Source organism: Peribacillus sp. NPDC056705, from assembly GCF_043656335.1.
Genome location: NZ_JBHTYI010000004.1, coordinates 40,151 through 58,293, shown reverse-complemented (window position 1 = coordinate 58,293; position 18,143 = coordinate 40,151). Strand labels below are relative to the sequence as shown.

Genomic DNA, 18,143 nt, shown 5'->3' with positions numbered 1-18,143 from the left:
ATAGCTTCAAAGGCTATCCTTTTTGTATGGTTCTTTATAGAAGATACACCCCAGTTCTTTATCGATAGTCATAGAAGGTAAGGCGAATAGGACGGTTTCTAATATACCACGCTTCCTTTGATCAAGAAGTGATTATACGTTTAACCGGACCTTCCTCCTGAATCATTTGTTGGTCTTTTCTTTTGAAAGCACTGACAGCCAGCATGACGATAAGGTTAAATGTAATGGCGACGATCCCTATATCAAGATCCTGGATGAAATGTGGTGCCTTCGGTAATAAAGTGGCCATTGTTGCCTCTGCCAGAGTAAAGTAGGCGACCAACACCACCCCTAAAATCATTCCTGCAGAGGCCCCAGCTTTACTTACCGGATTTCTCTTAAGTAAGCTGAATACTAAAGGAGGGAAAAGTTGCAGGACAAAACTGTAAGCCATGGTCAGTAACGCAATCATCGTATTACCTCCATAGAATGTAAAGATTAAGGAGACCAATGATACGATTGGAACAAATATACGGGTTAGTTTGGCAAGCTGTTCATTCGATGTGTCAGGCTTAACGGCTTTATAAATATTCTTTGATAAAATCGTGGCTGCCGTCAAAATTAACATCGAGCATGGTACAAGGGCGGCAAGCATGCCTGCTGCTCCGACAACGCCAACAATCCATGGCGGGAAAGCATCTTTCGCGATTTTAAATAAGGCAAGGTCCGTATCTCCGCCTTGTAGGTTCGGTACCTGCAAAACCGCCGTAAAACCGATGAAAAGAATGAAAACCAGAATGATTTGATACAGAGGTAAAATGGCAGAGTTTTTCCTGAGAGCCGATTCGTTCTGGGAAGATAAACTCGCTCCAAAGCAATGCGGCCACATATATTGGCCCAATGCGATGGTCAGGCAAAGGGAAATATACCAAGAGATGCTAAACCCTTCATCCGGAAGCAATAAGAATCCCGGTTTTGTTGCTTCTAGGGTTTCGAACATTGGTTGTATTCCACCGAAGTAATGTATTGGCAAATATATGCCCAAAAACACAATTACGACAAGAATGAGGATATCTTTCAATACTGCCGTCCAAGCCGAACCGTGAATACCTGAAACATATACAAAAACAGTTACGCAGAGCATTCCGATCCAAACAGCAACCGTTGGGGGAATCAACCCATATGATGCTTCGGAAACGATGATTTGAAAGCCTTTTAATTGTAATACGATATAGGGAATCATTGATAGGACCCCAATAACAGCAACCAGAAGTCCCAATGGCTTACTATTATACTTTTTTGTGAAAAAGTCAGATTGCGTCAGGACATTATGTTTTTTCGCATAGCGCCAAATAGGGGGTAAAATCCAGAAAGGAACGATGTAAGTAAGAGCGCAAAATATATAGATAGTGGGACCGCCCATACGGTATGCCGCTCCGCTGGCGCCAAGAAACACAAAAGTCGAAAACATCTCTCCTGCCATCAGAACGAACATGATTAAAGAACCGAAGTTCCTCCCCCCGACTGCCCACTGGTCAAGCTTCATTTCGCGCCCCTTTTTTGCGCGGATACCTAAATAAAAAGCCAAAACAAGAGTCATGATGATGATTAATATGGAACTGTTCATTTATTCTCCCCCTGTCTATCACAGATCACACTGCTAATATAAAGGCAGATGGATGTCAAAATAAGCCAGGCAGTGGACCAAAAGATAATGAAAGGCAAACCGAATATATATGGCTCCACACGGTTAATCACAGATAATGAGCCAATCGCGGGTATGACGCTGAGCAACACAATGATTTTCTTCAAATTGAAGTCCCCCTCTTAATAAATCTGTTAATGAAGCGAATGTGAAGGCGCTAAAAGAAATGGGTTATGCACCTTGTTCCTTAACCACCACAATGGCAGTAGCTTCACTACTAACCTCAAAAAAGAAACAATATTACAAATTTTCAAACTGCTATTATCATTTTCTCTCTAATTAATGTTGCAGGTCGGATTCCAGTGTAATCACTTTTTACTTGGCTTACATATAGCATAAGAGACAAAATTATGCATCATCTGTTATGTCATTTCCTTATGCCTGGAATCTATTATAATGGATGAACTTATCCCCCCTTCCTTTTATTATTTGCAAGAGTTATGCCAATCGCATTTATTCATAACCATTCACCCTATAACTCTATTAATACTAGTGATTTAGGAATCCCAATGACCTTACAATTCTTTTAAAAAATTATTGATCATCTGATTCCTGAGTTTTAATCACCTCACCTGAACTGTTTTTAACTCATTAAACAGGTGACAATGTTGAAAACCAAACGTAAGGAAGTCTCCTCCCTGTATTTATAATCATTTTTCACTTGTAGGAATAATCGGCAATAGAATGTGGGAAGGAAATTCCCTGCTATGATAAATCGTTTGTCTGGCCGTTTTTGTTTCACTGCTTTCAATCATTGATTTCCCTGTATTCGGGTTGGGGGCATATTGAGGGAAACTGCTTGATGATATTTCAAGCAGGATTCGATGACCTGGAAGAAAGACATTGCTTGTAGCCCACAAGTTAATTTCGTATTCAACGATTTCCCCATTCAGTTCTTTTTCAGCTCGATGGCCGTTCCGGTATTTTGCGTTGACGATTCCCTCAGTTAAAATAACCGCTGTGCCATCCGGTGATTCATCCACAAGCTTTGCAGTAAAATCAGTATCCGATGCGTCAGTTGATGCAAACAACTTCACTTTAACCGGACCTGTTACTTCAAGTGCTTCTTTCATAGGCCGAGAAGTATAAACAAGCACGTCGTTCCGCTTTTCGATTTCGCTCTGATCATACGGCCCCATTGTAAGTGGGCCGGAAAAAAGTGTAGCTCCACCCTTTGTCGGTACAGGGTTTTGGGGATCATATATATATGAATCCTTCTTTTCGCCCTCCTGCTCATTTCTGCTTAAGCTCCCATCACCTGTTTTCGTATTCGCATTTCCATTACTGTGCAAATAATAACTCGTATATTCAGTCCGTTCAAGCGGCCATTCCATTTCATCACGCCATACATTAATCCCCATCACAAATATTTTTACGGGTGGTTCCTTCTCAATACCATTATCGATGCCTTTTAGCCAATGATTAAACCAGCGAATATGAAGGGTGGTAATATCTTCTTCAAGGTTAATCCAATCCCCAGACGCATGCACTCCAAAAGAGCGTTCACCCTGGATCGAGGAAAAAAGGCCATGGCTCCATGGACCAACAATTAGTTTTTGAGTATTGCTTAGTTGACCATTCACTTTGTTCATTTCCACGTAATTTTCCAGAGTGGGGCCGATAAAACAATCATACCAACCGCCCAAATGAAAAGCAGGCAGCTGTATGCTATCAAATTTCCCAGTAATACTTGAGTTCTGCCAATAAGTTTCGTCTTCGATTGGGTGATTCAAATGTTCAAAGAAAAAGTTATCTTCGTCCAGAACCTTTAATGGCGGCCAATCATTAATAGGTGCATATGCATACAATTCCTCAATATTGTTGAGAGAGTCAGCAAGCATTCGAAATGCTGAAGTCATTTCCTTATTTTTTTCATACTTCCGCTTCAGCAAATCAGGTACAATCGATTCCAATGTCCACGTTTCAAAAAGGCCGAGAGCAAAAGCCCCATTACGATAAACCGTTCCATTTCTTTGGTCATTCAGCGTCATTGCTGGAAAAATGGCGATTAAGTGTGGAGGTTTTTTTTCCGCTGCAAGCAGCTGCGTATATCCATAATATGACAGTCCAAACATGCCCACTTTCCCCGTAGAATACGAGAGTGAAGCCGCCCATTCCACTGTGTCGTATCCATCATCTGCTTCCTGGCTGAATGGCTGAAATTCTCCTTCTGACTGAAATCGTCCTCTCACATCCTGAATGATGACGACGAACCCATTTTCAACAAGACGATTGGTGTCCAAATAACGATGGGAATAAAGCGGTAAGTCCTTACTGTACGGAAGCCTGGTCAATAACACCGGAAAATGCCCAGTCAAATTAGGTCTGTATACATCCGCATAAAGTACGGTGCCGTCCCTCATTGTGCATGGCACATTTTTTTCGACAACTATTTCAACTTTTTTCATCATGACCGCTCCTCTTTGCTATACCATTGTTTTGAGTTACTTTCGACTTTGTATTAATGATCCCCATCCTGTGTTCCTTTCGTAAAACAAAGAGACCAAGTGCTTTTCTTTCCAAGCCTTGGCCTCTTCCTTTTTTATAAACGATTGGCTTAACACTTGGATGCATCATTATATTTCAATGACCATTCAATTTATTTTGAATGATCCTTTATCAATTCACGTCAGACCTTGGATAAAATGATTGACTCGATGATTTCCGCTACCCGGTCCCCCACTTCGGAAGTGGATGCCGTGCCATTCATATCGGGCGTGAGCACCTGGGCTTCCAGCAACAGTTGCTCAATCGCTTCAAGCACAATCTTACCATGTGATTCATAGCCAAAAAAGTCGAGCATTTGGCTTGCTGACCAAATGGAAGCAAGCGGATTTCCGATACCCCTGCCGGCAATGTCAGGAGCTGAGCCGTGAATTGGTTCGAACATCGATGGAAATTCCCTTTCAGGATTAATGTTGGCACCGGCAGCAAGTCCGATTCCTCCAGCAAGCGCTGCTCCTAAGTCTGTTAAAATATCACCGAACAGGTTCGAAGTGACAACGACCTCAAAGCGCTTCGGGTCTTTGATCATCAGCATTGCCGCTGCGTCGACAAGATATGAAGCCGTTTCGACTCCGGGATATTCCCTGCTGACCTCTTCGAATACTTGATCCCAGAAAACCATCGAATAATTCAAGGCGTTGGCTTTAGAAATGCTCGTGAGCGATCTGCCTTCTTTTTTCGCGGTTTCAAAAGCATATCGGATGATCCTTTCCGTCCCTTTACGGGAAAACACACCGTTTTGCAGAACAACTTCATGTTCCTGCCCTTTAAACAGCCAATCTCCTGCGCCTGAATATTCACCTTCACTGTTTTCGCGGATGAACAGCATATCAATATCTTCACGTTTCACATCAACGAGAGGCAAGTGTGCCCCTTTTAATAATGTCACGGGCCGGATATTGACATACTGATCAAAACTTTTACGAATTTTCAATAATAGCTCCCATAGGGAAATATGGTCTGGAACGCCCGGAAACCCGACCGCACCCAAATAAATCGCGTCAAACGATTTCAGCTTTTCTATCCCATCATCATCCATCATTCTACCATTTTCGGCATAAAATTCGCAGCCCCATGGGAAGTATGTGAAATCCAATTGAAAACCTGAATCCAGTTCAGCCACTTTTTTTAATACTTTTATGCCTTCATTAATCACTTCAGGGCCAATGCCATCTCCTGCGATGACCGCAATTTTGAATTGTTTCATAAATGATCTCCTCAATTTTCAGTCTTGGTTCCAAACGACCAATTTCATTTCGGTCATTTCTTCCACAGCGTATTTAATGCCTTCACGGCCAGTCCCGCTTTCTTTGACTCCGCCGTATGGCATTTGATCGACACGATAGGTCGGCACATCATTGATGATCACACCGCCTACATGCAATTCCCGTGATGCGTACAATGCGTTTTTCACATTGTTTGTGTATATCCCGGCCTGCAAGCCAAAGCGGGAATCATTCACTTGATCAATCGCTTCCTTCACTGAACCCACTTTATTTACAATGACAACCGGAGCAAATGCTTCCTGGCATGAGACTTTTAGCGTATGATCTGCATCTGTAATGATTGTCGGTTCAAGAATGTCACCTTGCAATTTCCCCCCTGCAGCGATCGTTGCCCTACTGCCTTTGGTTTCCTCAATCCAGCCCAATACACGGGCCGCTTCCCCTTTTGAGATTAAGGCGGATATATACGTATCCGGATCCAATGGATCGCCAATTCTAAGTTTTTTGGCCGCTGCAGTGAATTTTTCGACAAACTCTTCATACACTTCTTCATGTGCATATACACGTTGCAATGAAATACAGACCTGCCCCTGATTGGAGAAGGCACCCATGATGCAGCGATCGATAATTTTATCGATATCTATATCTTTATCAATGATTAAGGCCGAGTTCGAGCCAAGTTCAAGTGTGGTCTTTTTCAGACCCGCTTTGTTGCGGATTCCGATTCCAACGCTTGGGCTGCCTGTGAATGTGATCATGCTTACCCGATCGTTTTCTACAATCGCTTCTCCGACAGTGCCGCCCGGTCCTGTCACTACATTTAATACGCCAGCCGGCAGACCTGCTTTTTCAAAAATTTCTGCGATGAAAAGTGCGGACAGCGGAGTTTGCGAAGCAGGCTTCAAAACAATGGTGTTCCCTGCAGCTATTGCCGGTCCGACTTTATGCGCCACTAAATTCATCGGGAAGTTAAATGGAGTGATGGCACCAATGACCCCGATCGGTTCTCTTAACGTGTAACCAATTCGGCCAACACCGCCTATGGCTGCATCAAAAGGAATTGTTTCACCGTGAATCCTTTTAGCCTCTTCAGCCGAGAACTTATACGTTTCGATGGTCCTTCCAACTTCCGCTTTTGCGAACATGATCGGTTTGGCTGATTCACGGGAAATGATTTCTGCCGCTTCTTCCGCATTCTCCATTAATAACGCGACAGCCTTCTCCAATATATCCGCCCTTTGATATGCTGGCATTTTTGCCATGACTTCGCGCGCATTGTAGGCTGCTGCAATCGCCTTTTCGGTCAGCTCTTTATCCGCCATGGCAATTTGGGCGATTTCTTCCCCGGAGAAAGGGGAAAATAGCGGGGCATAGCTTTCCGTTTCGACTTTTTCGCCATTGATCATCAAATATTGTTTCATCGATTTAAATTGATTCGCTAATTTACTCATTTAGGGCCTCCAATACCATTTCATGAAATTGAACAATTGCTTTTTCCGAAGAAGAATATCTACCTTTGTTAAAGGCACGGGAGCGGAAACCTATTTGTTCCAGCTCTACAAGTTCCACATCTTCTTGACGGACTTGTTCGGCAAACGTAACAAGATCTTTCTCTTCCTGAGTCAAATTCTCATCGCGGAAATAATATGTGTAAACAGCCAAAGTCGTTTCGTGATCAATCGGAACCATTTGAATGGTTGCCATATTTCCAGGACCTGGATAAATGGTCAACATCAAGTTAGGCCACAGCCAGAAAAAGGATCCTCCTTGCATTTCAGCCTTATTTAAATCTACCGTTCCGTAATTTTTATCCGGTTTAACAATCGAACCTTGCAGTGAATAGTTATCACAAGTAATGATTTGGTAATCATCCATATCAAGTGCTGCAACAAAGCTTGGATGTGCTACATGGCAATGGTCACATTCTAAATAGTTATCTATGAACGCTTTCCAGTTTGCTTTGATCACCCTCGTTTTTTGGCTTGTTCTTTTTAACTCACTTAAAAACGGGTATTTACTTAAACGGTCAAAGAAATCGCCGTAAGATTCACTAAGCGGTTTCGCGTTATCATCCAAGTTTACAAAAATTAAAGATTCCAAGATTTCCATGCGAACGGAGCGTAAACAGGCATCTTGTACACAGGCTTCATCTTCTCCTTTAAAATTCGGAGCTTTGTTCAATTTCCCATCCAATTTGAATGTCCAACCATGATAACTGCATTGTAAAATTTTCTTCTTGCCTGATTCACTTTTTTCAAGCTTAGTGGCACGATGCGGACATACGTTATAAAAAGCGCGGATCACCTCATCCTGGCCGCGGTTCACTATGATCGGCTCATTGGCTACCTCTGTCGTAAAGAATGATCCCACTTTTTCCAATTGGCTGACATGACCCACAAGCTGCCAAGATTTAGAGAATACTAGATCGATTTCCTTTTCGAGAACTTTCGGATCCGTGTATTTGTCATATGTCAATGTTCTTTCAAATGTACGATTTGTTACATTTTCCACCTTGTTATAAGCCATCATTTATTTCCCCCTAAAAAGTGATTACTAGCATCCCTGCTATACTAGCTATTAAAAATTGATATTTCTTAATTGATCCGAACTTCCGATTCAGCTGGCTGACACCGGTATATTGGCGAAAGGTTCCGTCGCCAACTTAATCGAATCTGTCGGACAACCATCAAAGGCATCTTCCAAGTCTTCCTCCAGATTTTCGGATACTTCGGTTATTCCTGTGTTGGCATCCAGGATTGAAAAGGCGATTCCTTCATCGTTATAATCGAAAATCTCCGGTGCAGTCGCTCCACATGCCCCGCAAGCGATACATGTCTCCTGGTCAACTACTGTGTATTTAGCCATGTGGTTTCCCTCCCTCCATTTACATGATTAAACGGACGTTGTGCTTTTCTCTTTTCCTCCCATTGTGCTCGTGCTGTGCAGCGGCTGAACTTTCGCACTCGGGTCGATATGAACTTTTGCATTACTCACTGCTGTAGGCGCTTCACCGAACCCGCTAGCAATCAGCTTCACCTTGCCTTCATACGTGCAAATATCTCCTGCTGCGTATATGCCTTTGATATTCGTTTCCATTTTAGAATTGACAACAATGGAATTGTTTTGAATTTCAAGACCCCAATCCTTAATTGGCCCTATTGATGATACGAATCCATAATTGACGAGAACGTCATCGACTTCCAATTCAAGCGGTTTTCCACTCTTCGCATCCGTCACAATCACTTTTTCTATATGTTCATCTCCGATCAATTCGGATGGGAGATAAGGAGTCAAGACCTCAACCTTGGATTGTTTCAAACGCTCTACACTATGTTCATGGGCACGAAATTTATCCCTGCGGTGAATGAGTGTCACTTTTTCGGCTATCGGTTCAAGCATTAGCGCCCAGTCGACCGCCGAATCACCGCCACCGAACACAACCACTTTCTTATCAGCGAATTGGCTCATATTCTGGACGAAATAATGAAGGTTGGCATTTTCAAATCTTTCTTCGCCTTCCATTTTTAGTTTCCGAGGCTGGAATGCCCCGTTTCCAGCAGTTATGATTATCGCTTTCGTGTAATGTGTTTCTTCGGATGTCGTAATGGCAAACATCCCATCCGAAGTACGAACAATGGTCTCTACAGATTGATTAAGACAAATATCCGCTTTGAATTGACCCATTTGCTCCAGTAATCGATCGATTAGCTCCTGGGCCTGGATTTTCGGGAAACCTGCAATATCATAAATGTATTTTTCAGGGTACAAAGCAGATAGCTGCCCTCCCAATTGAGGCAGACTTTCAATGATTTTCACTGAAGCTTGGCGCATCCCCGCATAAAAGGCTGTGAATAAACCAACCGGTCCTCCCCCGATAATAGTTATGTCAGATACTTCATACTTTTCTTCCAAATTCATTCCCCCTAGATGTCTTCCTTGAATAAGATAAATCCGCTTACTAGAAGTCCGCTATGCTCAGATGTCGATTCATGCAATAATATGACATGCAAACGTAGCACTTCGTCAATTTCACCAATTGATAATTTTATATAATGCAATATGTGTGCCAACCTCCGGAAACACACTAAATAAACAAAATATTTAGAATTCAAATTGAAAACGCTATCATACCGAGTTATAATTAACTCGAAATTGATGAAACCTTAATCAAAATTCACTCATTCCCTTTTGAAAAGAGGATTACCCTATGAAAAGTACGGATTCTACTGACAGTGTCGAGATGACGCTCCAAACTTTATTAAAAATTCTTGATCATTCCTCAGATGAGATTTTCGTCCTTGACGGCGAAAAGCGGATTCTTTACGTCAACAAGGCATGTGAGCGCCATTATGGTCTGAAACCTACTGATGTCATTGGCAAATATAATGTGGACTTATTTGAAAAAGGGTACTGGAAACCCTCCATCGTGCCTGAGGTATTTAAAAGGAAAAAACCTTGCTACATAAAACAACAAACGTATATCGGGGCTGAATTGATGACATCAGCAATTCCAATTTTAAATGATGCGGGGGAAATTGAACTGGTCGTCACTACATCCACAGAAACCCAAACATATAAAATGTTAAAAGCAAATGAAGCAAGTGGTGAGTCAAAAATCACTCATGACGAAGATGAAACGGGGAGATTCATTACTAATAGCGGTAAAATCAACCGCATCCTCACTTTTTGTGAAAAGGTAGCGCCGACTGATTCCACGATTTTAATCCAAGGGGAATCTGGAACGGGAAAAGGAGTGCTTGCCCATTTCATCCACAGGATCAGTAAACGGAAAAGCAAACCTTTTCTGACAATCAACTGTGCAGCCATCCCGGAGGAACTGCTCGAATCCGAACTATTCGGCTATTCAAAAGGTGCATTTACCGGTGCAAACAAAACTGGAAAACGCGGATTGATTGAATCCGCAGACGGTGGCACTGTCTTTCTTGATGAAATTGGGGAAATCCCGCTCGCTCTGCAGGCAAAGCTTCTCCAAGTAATCCAGGACAAACAATTTATTCCCGTCGGCGGCAGTGAAATGAAAAAAGTCGACATCCGCATCGTCGCAGCAACAAACCAGAACTTAATAGAAATGGTCAATGATAAAAGATTCCGTGAAGATTTATTTTACCGTTTGAATGTGATTGATATTCAACTGCCTCCATTGCGAGAACGAAAAGAAGATATCATTCCCCTTACGTACAATTTTTTAAATAAGTTCAATGAAAGATATCACGAAAATAAAGTCATTTCGGAAGAATGCTTGAATCTATTAATTCATTATTCATGGCCCGGCAATGTACGCCAGCTCGAAAACTTGATTGAAAGGTTGGTCTTAATAAGTGACTCCGTTATTTTAATGTCCGACTTGCCAGAAATGATAACCGAGAACGTTGAACAGGTCACACAGATTGATCTCCCCACTACTCTCGATAAAGCACTTGATGAAACGAAACGGATATTGATCAGAAAATCTTACCAAACATATAAATCATCAAGGAAAGTCGCGAAGGACCTCTCCATCAGCCAAACGAAAGCCTCAGCATTGATCCGGGAGTACTGTGAGGACTTAATGAATAAATAGGCACCATGAAAATGACAATGTTTGTCCACCCTTAAACAAGTCCATTTACCCCCACCCGAAAAATGCTGGTTATTCGTTGCTAGTGATCGATGGTGAAGGGTAAACACTTATATTCCCAATTCATATGAGCTTCCATTGTAAATCGCGACCTCTTCTTGTTAAAATCACTTAGCTATTAAAATCAGGCACGAACAGTAAATAAGAGACTTCCCCTTTGCGGGCAAGTCTCTTATTTTTAAGAAGATCCTACTATTTTTTCGCCTCTCGGCTTTGTACTATTTGCATCTGGTTCTCTTGTGATGCCAATATGATTGAAATTATCATTAATGGACAGTTTGTATGTCAATGATCCTGTGCCGGATTCATCAGGCTTGAAAGTTCCTGCGTTTGTCCGTTTTCCATCTTTCAGCAACCACACCTGATACACCTCGGACTTTTGAAGGCTAGGCAAATTCTGAATCTGAACGATTAACCTTCTATCTTCTCCTTGCTGCAAAATGTATGCAGCACCGTCCGTATTCATATTTACAGCGGTCTTATCGGCTGGCTGCAAAGATAGCGACGTTTTAACCTCCATTGGCAGATCGATAGCTGCAAGTTCTTTTTTCAGTTGAATATTGGAATATAACAGCCCAAACGCCAAAACCAGTGCGATCAGTAAGAGACCTGAAGTGACTGGTGTAAACTGCTTAAAGAAAAAACCACTCCAATTCTTTTCCCTTCTCACCGGAGCTTCAACATCAGTCTCAAAGACAAAATTCATAACCTCTGATTTCAGGGAAGAAGAAGGTTCTATTTCTTCGAAATCCCATTTCAATGAATTCCAGGCTTCCGTCATTTGTTCATACTCCCTAGTGCATTCAGAGCATTGCATTAAGTGTTCCATGAATGCTTTTTTTTCTTTTTCTCCCAGTTCACCAGATAAAAATGAAAGCAGGTTAGTGCACTCTGTATCCATTTACAAACCACCTACTTCCAAATACTTTTTCAACAATTTAAGCGACTGATGAAGTCTGCTCTTAATGGTACCAACCGGTTCATTTTCAATTTTGGCAATTTCCGTTAACGAGTACCCTTTCCAATACAGTAAATCAATCAGCCTTTTTTGCGGCTTGCTTAACTTACTCTTTGCATTGGCAATTTCACTGTGTAATAGCCCATTTTCTATATCATTATTAGGATCTTCTATGTCTATTGGATGACTCATGTCCATTTGTTTGTTATTCCGGATATGAACGCTGTCTTTACGGACATAATCCACACACACATTTCGTGTAACGGTCAAAAGCCAGCTTACAAAGTGCCCCTTTTCGGAATTGTAACTGCTTTTTGTGGTCCAGAGCTTTAAAAAGACCAACTGCACAATCTCCTTCGTTTTTTCAGCATTTCCATTTGTGAACTTAAAAATATAACCATTGATTAATTTAATATGCCGGTCATAAAGTTCTTCCAGAGCAGGACGATGCTTTTTCATTACTAGTGCCATCAATTCCTTATCAAGTTTTTCTTTCAATCGCACCTGCAACTCCTCACAAGTAAATTTTTGAAAAAAACGTATAACAGGAACGACCATCACTGATCGTCCCTTTTTTCTTATTTTGGAAAAATCGTCTTGTTATTTACAATATACCAAACTTTTTTCACACCTTCGCCATTGACATCTCCCGCTGCCTTATCATTCACAAAATAGTAGAGTGGAAATCCTTTGTAGGTTACCTGCTCTTCCCCCGTATCTTCCCTTTTAATGGTTCCAAAGTCTTTTTCCTCAAATCCTTTAGGAACAGCAAAATCCCTTTCCATGAATGGCGGCCATTTTTTGAGACAATCACCCATGCAATTGCTTTTTCCTGATTTATCATTCTTGAAAAAATAAAGTGTCATTCCCTTGGAATCAGCGAGGTATTCGTCTGTTGTTCCACTTTCCAACAATTTTAGGGTTACCGCTTTTTCATCGGCAGTCCCACTAACCACTTGATCATTTTTGGGTGAATCATCAGCTTCATTTCCACATGCCGCCAAAACTAGGACCATCATAAAAACTGAAAATACCATCCACTTTTTCATATACTCTCACTCCTCATAAAATTTACTTCCATCCCCATTTTTGAAATACTTGATGGGATTCTTCCGTTTTAAGATAATCAATGAATCGTTTTGCTTTTTTCTTGTTTTCACTCTTACTTGTTATGCTTACCGGGGTCCCTCTATAGAGCTTGTCTTCTTCAGGAAGTTGAACCAGATCCGTCACATCCGCCAGACTGTAATGCCAGGATTCATAAGTAATCCATGCGTCCAATTTAGAATTTGCCTTCCATAGATCGATAGCTTCTGCACTGGACTTCACTGAAATGTCAATATTCCTGCTAATTCCAGGGATCAATCCTTTTCTTCCGGCCAAATCTTCCCATAGCCCCAGTTGCCCGGCTCCATTAACATCTACAATCTTTACGCCCTTCTTCGTTAAATCCTCCAATGACTGTATATTCTTCGGGTTTCCTTTTCTAACCAGAATGCCAGCTGACCGTGCATACAATTCTGTACGTTTTTTTTCATCAAGGACCTCCGGATGATCATGCATGAATTCAGTCAGCATATACTCGGACCCTCCGTAAATGATATCTGCATCCTGTTTGGCTTGATCAATCCATTTTTCTTCAGGTCCCGCTGTAACTTCAACTTTTATCCCTGTTTCTTTGGTGAATCGTTCCGCTATTTCCTTGATAGGTCCAAGAGGGCCACCTGGACCGTATACTTTTACGACATCGTTGACTGCTTGCCCCCGTTTCGTACCCATTTCCGGTGAAAATCCTAACAAGACTGTCATCAATGCTATCCAACCGACAAAAATGACCTTTTTCAATTCTTTTATCTCTCCCCTCTAAAAAGCCTTTGTACTATAGATAACGGGACAAACTTCCAAACGGTTTGAAAAAAATCGTTAATTATTTTTAACTTGCTGCAAAATACATCTAATGATCTCCAGTTTCTCGCAACAAAAAAACCATTCGAACACGGAATGGTTGCAGATGAGACTCCAAAATAATTGAGTTTGCCTACAATTTTTTGTAGGTTTTTAAAATGGCCGTTGATTGGAATGTAGTGCCCGCGGCGCCATTGCACCTGCGGTTTCTCCCATTGATGCGCTTTTCTAAGCAGGAGTCTCGTACATTTCGTTCCTATCAACTTTGTTTTAACATGAAGATAGAGTTCCTTTTGCCTACTTTCATTCCCATACTTTTTCAAGCCTCTTAAATCAAAGATCAAAAAATCGGCTGAAAAGGTCAGCTTGATTTGCTTCCCTTTCTCTGTCTATTTCTTTTTCTAACCATAGCAATTCCCAACAATAACAGAGGAATAATCGTTTGCATCAAAAGTCCATGAAAAGGGAAGGCGACGATATCATATCGACTGACATCCATAGAGCTAGGATACGACCAAAAGCCGAATTCTACAATCAAAACCCCCATCGGCCATACAACAGAACGATAGTCGGAGAGATTCAGCCACTGCGCAGTACCCAAAGCAGCTGCATAATAAAACACAGAAATTTTGACAAACGCTCCTACTATCCATACGGCCATGATGGCGGACTCCAAATGTTCAAAAAAGTTGGCTAAACTGATATACCGAGTTACATTCATCAGGGGATAATTCTTTGTCGATGTTGTCGATCCGAGTACAAAAAGAACGATAAGATTCACCACAACTAACGTCATCATCACAGCAAACACAGTCATCATCCCATATTTCATTCCTTTTTTCACATCCGCTAAAAAAGGGAGGAGAAAAATGATCAGGAAAAACTCGCTGAACCATCCTCCCGGTATAATTGAACCTTTGATTGGAGGCATAATTCCATTCCCCAATATCGGGAATATATTCTTAAATTCAAAATCAGGGCCGAGTAAAATGATTAAGAGGAGGATCGGAAGGATAAAAACAGGAACAAACAATTGGGCAGCTCTCCCCAACACCTCTATCCCTCCACGGACGATAAAGGCACAGAGGAGCAGCATCGATGCCATGATCACGCTAATCGGAGTTTTGACCAGAAAAGAGTCGACAATAAATTCTCCATAACTCCTTAGGATTTGCCCTGTGATCGGGATATAAAAAAACAAGAATAAAAAACCGAGAATTTTCCCCGGAATCCGACCAATGATTTGTTCACTGAATTGGATAACCGTTTGTTTCGGATAAAGTTTGTGCAGTTTATAAGCGATATACACCGTCGCATACCCGATGAGAGACGCCAAAATGGGGGAAAGCCATAAATCAGCTTTGGCATATTTGGCTGTGATGCTTGGGACACCAAGAATAGCCGTTGCCACGATTGTTGGATATATCATGAATGCCATCTGTAAAGCTGAAATTCTTCCTTTCTCCATCGTCTTCCTCCTTTCTGTGGTAGTACGTAAATCTGAAATCACACAACCACTGGATAGATTCACTTTTTCGTAAACTCATCAAACGGCTAAAAAAAGATGCAATCCAATCAGTTGGTTCTGCCCCCGTTGCGCGAGTATGGACATAGATAGCACCTTATCGATAAGATTTTTAGCATAAAAACGCTCATTCAGCTTGTTTCGGTTCCTTTACGATTTCTTTTCCTTACAACCGCAATCACCAACAATATCAGAGGAATAATCGTTTGCATCAAGATTCCTTGTGAAGGGAAGACCATGTTATCATTATGATTAACATCTATTGAGCTAGGCAACGACCAAAAACTGAAAATGACAATCAAAATCCCTATCGGCCATACAACGGGCCGATAGTCGGAAAGATTCAGCCACTGCGCCGTACCTAAAGCAGATACATAATAAAATACGGAAATTTTCAAAAACGCCCCTACTATCCATACCGCCATGACAGCGGACTCCACATGTTCAAAAAAGTCGGCGATACTAATGTATCGAGATATATTCATCAAGGGGTAATTCTTTGAGGGTGTTGTTCCCCCTAGTACAAAAAGAACCAAAAGATTCACCACAATTAACGTCATCATCACGGCAAATACAGTCATCATCCCGGATTTCATCCCTTTTTTCATATCCACCAAAAAAGGAAGAAGAAAAATGATCAGAAAAAACTCGCTGTACCATCCTCCCGGTACAATCGCACCCTTGATTGGGGGCATTAAGCCATTACCCAATATCGGGAATATATTCATAAAATCAAAGTCAGGAATCAGCAAGAGGATTAAGATACAAATTGGAAAAATAAAAACCGGTACAAACAACTCAGCAGCTCGCCCCAACACCTCTATTCCCCCGCGTACGATGAAAGCACACAAAAGCACCATCGATGCCATGATCACACTAATAGGGGTATTTACCAGAAAAGAGCTGACCACAAATTCCGCGTAGTCTCTAACGATTATCCCCGTGTTCTGGATATAAAAAAACAAAAGTAAGAAACCGAGAATTTTCCCCGGAATCAGGCCAATAATCTTTTCAGTGAATTGGAAAACCGTTTGTTTTGGATAGATTTTATGCAGTTTAAACGCAATATACACCGTCAGATACCCTATTAGCGCAGCAAAAATGGGGGAAAGCCATAAATCAGTTTTGGCATATTTGGCAGTGATGCTTGGAACTCCGAGCATAGCCGTTGCCACAATCGTCGGATACATCATGAATGCCATCTGCAGAGATGAAATTTTTCCTTTCTCCATCTGCTCCCTCCTTTCTTTAAAAGACTGAATTTAATGCCGCAACAGATTCACTTTTCCATAAACTCTCCAAATGGCCTGAAAAGAGTTTCCATCCATTGAGTGGGTCCTGACATCTGCGGGAGATTGAACATGGACAAAACCAGGCCAGTGAGGAGCAGTGTAAGAAATGCCACTTTATCTTTTTTTGGGTTTTTTTTCATTTTCGGCCATTCAAACAAAATGATTAAAGCTACGATCACGGTTGTACACAAAAAAGCCCCCCATCTCACTTGTCCTTCACCTCATTTTCAGACAAACCTGCCGGTTTGTTTATATAGCCCTGTCTTCGAATATGGGCCGCAACATCGATTTCCACTTCCATCTCAGCGAATATATCATCCCAGTGGTTTTCGACCTTATTAAACTGTTTAGGGTACTTCCTATAGAAATCTTTACCCAACCCTAAAATGTCCGCTTTCTTATCCTGAGTATGCAGAAAAGCCATCTCGATGCGATCTTCTATATCTTTTTGGTATGCTCGTTCTGCAGCTTTTAGCATTTTTGGACTTGAAAGGTTTAAATTCGTTCCATTTTGTATAACAGCTCCTTCTGTATTTACCTTCACTAACAATTTCCATTTGTTATTTCGAAATTGCGGAATCTTCTTGATTTTAGCCGTCACTGGATTCAAAGAAATCTCCCCTTTCACACCTTCGGGTTGAAAGGTCACGGTGTATGATTCAATTTCATCCCTTAACCACAACAGCCCTCTTGTTTCTTTTTCTGTCATCATCCCGGTCATCTTATCCTTTTTTAAAACGGCTGTCCCAAAAATGTAAGGAATTCCCTGTAATTTTGTTTGCCCTTTCCCCGGCGGCAATATTTTAACGACTGGAAGTGCGGCAGCTTGAGGTTTACCTGTTAACATTTCATCTAAATCCTGTAGTGTGACCAGCATCCCAATATGTAAATCAGATAGTTCTCTAAGCACTTCCCCTGAATATTTTTCCAGGGGTGGCAACGATTCCAGGATAGGCTTTGCTTTCCCTTTACTGACATACACATTTGCTCTCTCTCTTGGCTGAGGATGGCGCAGCAAAAAATCCAGCTGCTCTTGAATTCCTTCCATCGCTAACTTTTCACCGAAAACAAATACTTTACAATGTCCCCAAAATACTTTTCGCGGAAGCTTGCTTTGAAGCTTAGACAATGCATCTGAAATATTGGGGCCTTTTTCACTTCTAACCAATGTCGCAACCGCACTCCCTCCCTGGCTGGTCGCTCCTGAACTGCCTCCACTGCTTATTGAACTTGGAATGAAGACTTGGACAGATAGTTCTATTTGATTCTTATCCTTCTTATCGATGGCGGCTGCTGTGACAATCGCCAAATCAGTGATTTCTATTCGATCCCAACAACCGCTTAGAAAGGGGGTCGTTCCACAAATAACGAGCAAAAGAAGAACGCTTTTCATGAAATGACGCCTCTTTC

At 41.6% G+C, this 18,143-nt stretch carries 17 protein-coding genes; 1 reads left to right on the top strand and 16 read right to left on the bottom strand.

Annotated features, from left to right (window positions below; all coding sequences use genetic code 11):
* Nucleotides 1-121: 121 nt before the first annotated feature.
* The 8 genes from ACFRAK_RS07020 to ACFRAK_RS06985 all read right to left on the bottom strand — a co-directional run bounded on the left by ACFRAK_RS07020 (nt 122) and on the right by ACFRAK_RS06985 (nt 9,327).
* The gene (locus ACFRAK_RS07020) at nt 122-1,606 is read right to left on the bottom strand and encodes a sodium:solute symporter family protein (RefSeq protein ID WP_387597020.1); all 1,485 of its coding nucleotides are present in this window, start codon (nt 1,604-1,606) and stop codon (nt 122-124) included.
* Nucleotides 1,603-1,791: a DUF3311 domain-containing protein gene (locus ACFRAK_RS07015; protein WP_387597023.1), complete on the bottom strand. Its 189-nt coding sequence runs from the start codon at nt 1,789-1,791 to the stop codon at nt 1,603-1,605. Before ACFRAK_RS07015 ends, ACFRAK_RS07020 begins: the two co-directional genes overlap by 4 nt.
* Nucleotides 1,792-2,334: 543 nt before the next feature.
* On the bottom strand, nt 2,335-4,095 hold the full coding sequence (locus ACFRAK_RS07010) for a CocE/NonD family hydrolase (protein ID WP_394571459.1): 1,761 nt from the start codon (nt 4,093-4,095) through the stop codon (nt 2,335-2,337).
* A 218-nt stretch (nt 4,096-4,313) separates the two neighbouring features.
* The gene (locus tag ACFRAK_RS07005; protein WP_387597028.1) at nt 4,314-5,396 is read right to left on the bottom strand and encodes a tartrate dehydrogenase; all 1,083 of its coding nucleotides are present in this window, start codon (nt 5,394-5,396) and stop codon (nt 4,314-4,316) included.
* A gap of 18 nt (nt 5,397-5,414) precedes the next feature.
* Nucleotides 5,415-6,866, bottom strand: a complete 1,452-nt coding sequence (locus ACFRAK_RS07000; RefSeq protein WP_387597031.1) for an aldehyde dehydrogenase family protein — start codon at nt 6,864-6,866, stop codon at nt 5,415-5,417.
* Entirely contained in the window at nt 6,859-7,941 is a 1,083-nt protein-coding gene (locus ACFRAK_RS06995; protein ID WP_192208154.1) for an aromatic ring-hydroxylating oxygenase subunit alpha, read from the bottom strand. Before ACFRAK_RS06995 ends, ACFRAK_RS07000 begins: the two co-directional genes overlap by 8 nt.
* Before the next feature lie 90 nt (nt 7,942-8,031).
* Nucleotides 8,032-8,280 carry a ferredoxin gene (locus ACFRAK_RS06990; protein WP_387597034.1) on the bottom strand — a complete coding sequence of 83 codons (249 nt, stop codon included), beginning with the start codon at nt 8,278-8,280 and terminating at the stop codon, nt 8,032-8,034.
* 27 nt (nt 8,281-8,307) lie between these two features.
* Nucleotides 8,308-9,327, bottom strand: a complete 1,020-nt coding sequence (locus ACFRAK_RS06985) for an NAD(P)/FAD-dependent oxidoreductase (RefSeq protein ID WP_387597037.1) — start codon at nt 9,325-9,327, stop codon at nt 8,308-8,310.
* 295 nt (nt 9,328-9,622) lie between these two features.
* Between ACFRAK_RS06985 and ACFRAK_RS06980 the strand changes: the two genes are divergently transcribed.
* Nucleotides 9,623-10,996, top strand: a complete 1,374-nt coding sequence (locus tag ACFRAK_RS06980; RefSeq protein WP_192207941.1) for a sigma-54 interaction domain-containing protein — start codon at nt 9,623-9,625, stop codon at nt 10,994-10,996.
* Nucleotides 10,997-11,231: 235 nt separating this feature from the next.
* On the opposite strand, the gene ACFRAK_RS06975 is transcribed toward ACFRAK_RS06980, so the two are convergent.
* The 8 genes from ACFRAK_RS06975 to ACFRAK_RS06940 all read right to left on the bottom strand — a co-directional run bounded on the left by ACFRAK_RS06975 (nt 11,232) and on the right by ACFRAK_RS06940 (nt 18,126).
* A complete protein-coding gene (locus ACFRAK_RS06975) occupies nt 11,232-11,954 on the bottom strand; it encodes an anti-sigma factor domain-containing protein (RefSeq protein ID WP_387597040.1) in 723 nt (240 codons plus the stop codon).
* Nucleotides 11,955-12,509: an RNA polymerase sigma factor gene (locus ACFRAK_RS06970; protein ID WP_387704822.1), complete on the bottom strand. Its 555-nt coding sequence runs from the start codon at nt 12,507-12,509 to the stop codon at nt 11,955-11,957.
* Nucleotides 12,510-12,589: 80 nt separating this feature from the next.
* Nucleotides 12,590-13,060, bottom strand: a complete 471-nt coding sequence (locus ACFRAK_RS06965) for a COG4315 family predicted lipoprotein (protein WP_387597046.1) — start codon at nt 13,058-13,060, stop codon at nt 12,590-12,592.
* Between the two features lie 22 nt (nt 13,061-13,082).
* Nucleotides 13,083-13,856, bottom strand: a complete 774-nt coding sequence (locus tag ACFRAK_RS06960) for an extracellular solute-binding protein (RefSeq protein ID WP_394571458.1) — start codon at nt 13,854-13,856, stop codon at nt 13,083-13,085.
* A gap of 421 nt (nt 13,857-14,277) precedes the next feature.
* Nucleotides 14,278-15,384, bottom strand: a complete 1,107-nt coding sequence (locus ACFRAK_RS06955; protein WP_387597052.1) for a GerAB/ArcD/ProY family transporter — start codon at nt 15,382-15,384, stop codon at nt 14,278-14,280.
* 188 nt (nt 15,385-15,572) lie between these two features.
* Nucleotides 15,573-16,673, bottom strand: coding sequence for a GerAB/ArcD/ProY family transporter (locus ACFRAK_RS06950; RefSeq protein WP_387597054.1), 1,101 nt, complete (start codon nt 16,671-16,673; stop codon nt 15,573-15,575).
* A 47-nt stretch (nt 16,674-16,720) separates the two neighbouring features.
* A complete protein-coding gene (locus ACFRAK_RS06945; RefSeq protein ID WP_260287353.1) occupies nt 16,721-16,924 on the bottom strand; it encodes a hypothetical protein in 204 nt (67 codons plus the stop codon).
* A 14-nt stretch (nt 16,925-16,938) separates the two neighbouring features.
* The gene (locus ACFRAK_RS06940; protein ID WP_387597057.1) at nt 16,939-18,126 is read right to left on the bottom strand and encodes a Ger(x)C family spore germination protein; all 1,188 of its coding nucleotides are present in this window, start codon (nt 18,124-18,126) and stop codon (nt 16,939-16,941) included.
* Nucleotides 18,127-18,143: the final 17 nt, after the last annotated feature.